Source organism: Planktotalea frisia (genome assembly GCF_001890925.1).
Taxonomy (GTDB): Bacteria; Pseudomonadota; Alphaproteobacteria; order Rhodobacterales; family Rhodobacteraceae; genus Planktotalea; species Planktotalea frisia.
In genome coordinates this window covers 1-5,149 of the sequence record NZ_MLCB01000065.1, presented here as the reverse complement: position 1 = coordinate 5,149, position 5,149 = coordinate 1, and the positions used below count along the sequence as shown (strand labels likewise).

The window sequence follows — 5,149 nt, the reverse complement described above, 5'->3', positions numbered from 1 at the left end:
TCAGACAATTTCCGCGTCATAACCCATGAAAAAATTCGGGTTTTGGGGTAGCAGCGGTATAAATGCAAAATATCGTTCAGCTACCTTCGTGATTGTCAGTGGATCAGGCTGGCATTTGGAAAGTCGGCGTTCAATTTTTCTTCTGATTAATTCGTAGTCGTCACGTTCGTCGCTATCGAGTGGTTTTTCCTGACCATTTAAAAAGTGGTCGTTCAAAAGTGTTGTTAAAAGGTCTGCGTACTCCAAATCATCAATTGGAGTCGGAAAATTCGCCGTTAGTTTAATTTTAGACTTCAAGTCCTCTGCCTCTAAACCCTGCAGAATCCGTTGATATTCTGGATACGGTGGCAATTCGACGTCCATTCCGAATTTTTCACCAGAATTGGCTCGATGAACCTTCGCTAGGATTTGGGCGTGTTCTGACTTAGGAGGACGAGTAGGATTTCTTAAATTGTCGATCTCTGCCAGTTCGTGCTTGGCTGATTTCCAGTCGTATTCAGCCCCGTCAACGTTTATTACTTGGCCCGATACTATGTCTACTTGCGCTATTAGCTTTTGTTTCCAAGAAAAATTTTCGTCCTCATCTTTCCTCATCTCCGATCTTAACTCAGCTTTTATTTTTGCTAGGCCATCTGGAGTTTTGGATAATAAAATTAGAGCGTCGTGTTCCTCGGTCCAGCCAACTATCATTTGCACGGCCTTCGCATAGGAAACATTTCCGCAGGGACGCTGCCACTTTGTTTCTTCCAGTACATGGTGCAAATGCTTTGGGATTCTTCTTTGGTAGAAAAATCTCCCCCTGTCTTCCTTCACATAACGAACACGTTTATTTTGGTCCATTGTATCGAAAATCGCCTAAAATGTATCGAAAATTTGACTGTTCGAGTTCACGATACATCAGAAAGGCTTGATTTAATAGGGGGTATCATAGTGGTGGGCGACCCTGGAATCGAACCAGGCGTGCGTCTCCGCGAGGGAGTTACAGTCCCCTGCCACACCTTGCGGCCTGTCGCCCACTGCTGCAAGTTGCCTTGTAGCATGAGGCGCTGATTACTAGCGGCTCATATGTGCGTCAAGCCGAAAAACTCTTGCGGATGCAGGTCTTTTCGATAGAGCAGGGGGCAAGCCGCGCCAAAAGGACTAAAGTGATGAAAAAACCTAAGTGGGTCGTGAAAAAAGAGCAGGACAAAAAAGCTTCGAACGCTGAGACCGTGTGGCTCTTTGGCTTGCACGCGGTGCGTGATGCGTTGATGAACCCTGAGCGCGAAAGGCTGCAATTGGTCGTGACCCGCAATGCGAGCGACAAACTGGCGGAAGCGATTGCCTTTTCGGGCATGGAGCCGGAAGTGTGCGAGCCTCGTAAATTTTCTGCACCACTTGATCCACAATCGGTTCACCAAGGCGCGGCGCTTGAAGTCAAACCGCTGAAATGGGGTCGGCTTGAGGATGTTTGTGTTGGCGGGACCGCTGCCGTGCCGCGCGCCATTTTGCTCGATCGCGTAACTGATCCCCATAATGTGGGTGCTATTTTGCGATCCGCGGAAGTGTTTGGCGCAAGTGCTGTGATCGGCACGCACCGTGGGTCGGCTCCCGAGACGGGCGCATTGGCGAAAACCGCCAGTGGGGCGTTGGAACGCCAGCCTTATTTGCGCATCCGTAATCTTGCCGAAAGCATCGAAGCTTTGCAGAAAATGGGCTATCTCGTGATCGGCCTTGATGGCGAAGCCGAGCAAACCATCGACACCTATCTTGAGGGCAAACGGGATCGACCCATCGCTCTGGTGCTTGGGGCCGAAGGGCCGGGCCTGCGTGAAAAGACCAAAGAAACCGTCGATGCGCTGGTGAAAATCGAATTCTCCGATGCGTTTGGCTCGCTCAACGTCTCTAATGCGGCGGCCGTTGCGCTTTATGCATCCTTGCCGCGTTAACGCTTTTTCGCCAAATTACCGCATCAAGCCCTTAAATTCTCTCAAGGATGCCTTAGCTTAGGGCGAAGAGTTTAAGAGGACTATTGCGCGTGAGCTATCCAACCAAGATCACCACATGTTGTTACTGCGGCTCTCGCGCTGCTTTGGTGCTCAAGGGTAAAGAAAGTCACGAACTCACATGCCAAAACTGCGGCGCGCCGATTCATGTGATGAAACGCATCGTCATTGATCCCGCCAAGCCTAAGCGTCCGGCCAAATCCGAGAAGCCTGCGATCTCGCACAAACCTGCGCCGAAAAGCTTCAAAAAGCCAAAAAAGAAAAAACGCCGAAAATCCGCGCTGACGTGGTTCATGGAAGAGGCCAAGGACGCAATCGAGGATATCTTCGATTGACGCGGCGCACCACTGGCCTTGCTGCGTGGCATGGGCTATTTGCTTAGCAACAGAATGAAAAGGCATGCTCATGAGCTTTGAAAAACCCGGTCCCGTTGAAGAAAATTGGCGTGACGCGATCTCTTCCGCGCAGGAGATCATCGAAGACGCACGCAACGGGCGGATGTTTATTCTTGTCGATCATGAGGATCGTGAGAACGAGGGGGATCTTGTGATCCCCGCGCAAATGGCAACGCCTGAGGCGATCAACTTCATGGCGATGCATGGTCGCGGATTGATCTGTCTTGCATTGCCCGGCGAGCGGATCGAGGCGCTGGGCCTAGAGTTGATGAGCACCAACAACTCTTCGCGCCACGAGACGGCCTTTACGATTTCTATAGAGGCGCGCGAAGGTGTCACCACCGGCATCTCCGCTCATGATCGTGCACGTACTGTCGCGGTGGCGATTGATGCGAGTAAAGGGGCTGCTGATATTGCCACGCCGGGTCATGTTTTTCCGCTAAAAGCGCGCAATGGTGGTGTTCTTGTTCGTGCGGGTCATACGGAAGCTGCTGTCGATGTGTCCCGCCTTGCAGGCCTGAACGCATCTGGTGTTATTTGTGAAATCATGAACGAAGACGGCACCATGTCGCGCTTGCCTGAGTTGGTGAGTTTCGCGCAAAAGCATGGGCTGAAGATAGGCACGATCAGCGATTTGATTGCGTACCGGAGACGGCATGACAACCTTGTTAAAGTCCGTTCCGAGGAAACCATAACCTCTGAGTTCGGCGGTGAATGGTCGATGCGCATTTATGCCGATGAGACCCAAGGCGCGGAGCATATCGTCATGATAAAAGGTGATATTTCTGGCGATACGCCTGTTTTGACGCGCATGCACGCGATGGACCCTATGCAAGACGTCATTGGCACTGGCCCAAAAGGGCGCGCTGCTGAGTTTGGTCACGCGATGGAGGCTGTCGCAGTGGAGGGTCGCGGTGTCGTTGTGCTTTTGCGCGATACCGCAATGAAGCTCGACGCGGATCATGATGCATCGCCGCAAACGCTGCGCCAATATGGTCTGGGTGCACAAATCCTTAGCTCTTTAGGGTTAAGTAAGCTGGAATTGCTGACCAATTCGCCATCCCCCAAAGTCGTGGGTCTTGAAGCTTATGGTCTGGAAATAGTTGGAACCCGCAAAATCTCGGAGCTTGGTTAATGGCTGGACATGAACAACACTACATTCTGCCGCGCGCAGAGTTCGACAAGCCTGTAAAGTTGCTCATTGTTGTGTCGCCTTACTACAAGGACATCGCGGATAATATGGTCGCGGGTGCTGTCGCTGAGATTGAGGCGGCAGGCGGCACGTATGAGACTATCGAGGTGCCCGGTGCCTTGGAAATCCCAACGGCTGTGGGCATCGCCGAACGTCTCAGCAATTTTGATGGCTACGTCGCGCTGGGCTGCGTCATTCGCGGGGAAACCACGCATTATGATACGGTCTGCAACGACAGTTCTCGCGCCTTGCAGTTGCTCGGCTTGCAAGGTCTGTGCATCGGGAACGGTATCTTAACGGTCGAAAATCGCACCCAAGCTGAAGTACGTGCCGATCCTGCGGATCAAAACAAAGGTGGCGGCGCGGCCGCTGCGGCCTTGCATCTGATTGCGCTCGCTCGTAAGTGGGGCGGCCAGCGTAAGGGCATCGGGTTCAAACCTGCTGCAGATGAATATCAGATCGCTGGGTTTGGCAAAGGAAGCGACCTCGCATGAGCACTGAATTATCTGGCAACGCCAAACGCAAAATGAAGTCCGCCGCACGCTTTTACGCAGTGCAGGCGCTGTACCAGATGGAAGTGTCGGGCCAGACGACAGACAGCATCATTTCCGAGTTCCTCGATCACCGTTTCGGCGCGATATATGAGGATATGGAATTTGTTGAGGGCGATGTGGATTTATTCCGCGAACTCGTTGAAAACGCAGTAAATCACCAAGCCAAGATCGACCAACTTACGGATCGCGCTTTGGTTGCCAAATGGCCTATCGCGCGCATTGATCCGACTTTGCGCGGACTTTTTCGCGCGGCGGGCGCTGAATTCGTTGCAAGCGATACGCCGCCCAAAGTTGTGATCAAAGAGTTCGTCGATATCGCTGCGGCCTTCTTTCCCGAAGGAAAAGAAAGCCGCTTTGTGAACGCTGTACTTGATCACGTGGCACGCGAAGCGAAGCCAGATCAGTTTTAAGCCTATTTGATCGCGATCATTGTGACGCGGCCTTTGCCTTTGTCACGTGTGAGGCGCAGGTTTTTGCCGTTCCACTCTGCCAGCTGACAATTTGTGCCAGTCTCTTTGCCCGAAATGATCAAATTCCGGCAGTAGTACCCATTTTGCCATGCCCAAGCGCCGTGGTATTTCCCTTGCTTTTTAAGTTTTCCGCTGGTTTTACCGTCGGCTTTGATCACGGCATTGCCACCTTCAAAATTGAGCGTTTTGCCGATGACCAGCGTTTCAAAATCAGCTGCTTTCTTGATGCGCTTAAATCCATCAGCATATGCCATCGTTGTGGTGAGCAAAGTGGCCGCCAAGACAGATGTAATTATCGTTTTCATACTGTTCTCCAGTTCAGGTCAAAGTTTTCATAAGGTTAGATGGAGTAATGGTACAGAATAGAAAAACGCGACGTCTATTATATATACTTATATGGGGGCGAGCTTTGTGATTGCGTTAAGCGCGGTGCCAACTGCGTCACTTGCTAAAAGGGGCGCAACACCGTCCAAGCGGTTCCGGATGGGCAAATTGTCAGTGACCTGCCCCCCGAAACTTCCCTCAGTTTAATGTAGAGTTTGCTCAACCATCG

7 protein-coding genes and 1 tRNA gene are annotated in these 5,149 nt (G+C 51.7%); 5 read left to right on the top strand and 3 right to left on the bottom strand.

The genetic code is table 11. The features are described 5' to 3' along the window. Together PFRI_RS03875 and PFRI_RS21270 are read right to left on the bottom strand one after the other, a co-directional pair. Window positions 1-840, bottom strand: coding sequence for a hypothetical protein (locus PFRI_RS03875; protein ID WP_111445701.1), 840 nt, complete (start codon window positions 838-840; stop codon window positions 1-3). 91 nt (window positions 841-931) lie between these two features. Next, a tRNA-Tyr gene (locus PFRI_RS21270) sits at window positions 932-1,015 on the bottom strand. A gap of 133 nt (window positions 1,016-1,148) precedes the next feature. On the opposite strand from PFRI_RS21270, the gene rlmB reads away from it, so the two are divergent. The 5 genes from rlmB to nusB all read left to right on the top strand — a co-directional run bounded on the left by rlmB (window position 1,149) and on the right by nusB (window position 4,536). After that, the gene (gene rlmB, locus PFRI_RS03870; protein ID WP_072629430.1) at window positions 1,149-1,928 is read left to right on the top strand and encodes a 23S rRNA (guanosine(2251)-2'-O)-methyltransferase RlmB; all 780 of its coding nucleotides are present in this window, start codon (window positions 1,149-1,151) and stop codon (window positions 1,926-1,928) included. An 89-nt stretch (window positions 1,929-2,017) separates the two neighbouring features. Continuing rightward, the gene (locus PFRI_RS03865; protein ID WP_072629429.1) at window positions 2,018-2,320 is read left to right on the top strand and encodes a hypothetical protein; all 303 of its coding nucleotides are present in this window, start codon (window positions 2,018-2,020) and stop codon (window positions 2,318-2,320) included. Between the two features lie 64 nt (window positions 2,321-2,384). Then, entirely contained in the window at window positions 2,385-3,515 is a 1,131-nt protein-coding gene (gene ribB, locus PFRI_RS03860) for a 3,4-dihydroxy-2-butanone-4-phosphate synthase (protein WP_072629428.1), read from the top strand. Continuing rightward, window positions 3,515-4,066, top strand: a complete 552-nt coding sequence (locus PFRI_RS03855; RefSeq protein ID WP_072629427.1) for a 6,7-dimethyl-8-ribityllumazine synthase — start codon at window positions 3,515-3,517, stop codon at window positions 4,064-4,066. Before ribB ends, PFRI_RS03855 begins: the two co-directional genes overlap by 1 nt. Next, complete coding sequence (nusB, locus tag PFRI_RS03850; protein WP_072629426.1) at window positions 4,063-4,536, top strand: transcription antitermination factor NusB; 474 nt, start codon at window positions 4,063-4,065, stop codon at window positions 4,534-4,536. Before PFRI_RS03855 ends, nusB begins: the two co-directional genes overlap by 4 nt. A gap of 2 nt (window positions 4,537-4,538) precedes the next feature. On the opposite strand, the gene PFRI_RS03845 is transcribed toward nusB, so the two are convergent. Next, complete coding sequence (locus tag PFRI_RS03845) at window positions 4,539-4,901, bottom strand: hypothetical protein (protein ID WP_072629425.1); 363 nt, start codon at window positions 4,899-4,901, stop codon at window positions 4,539-4,541. Between the last annotated feature and the right edge of the window lie 248 nt (window positions 4,902-5,149).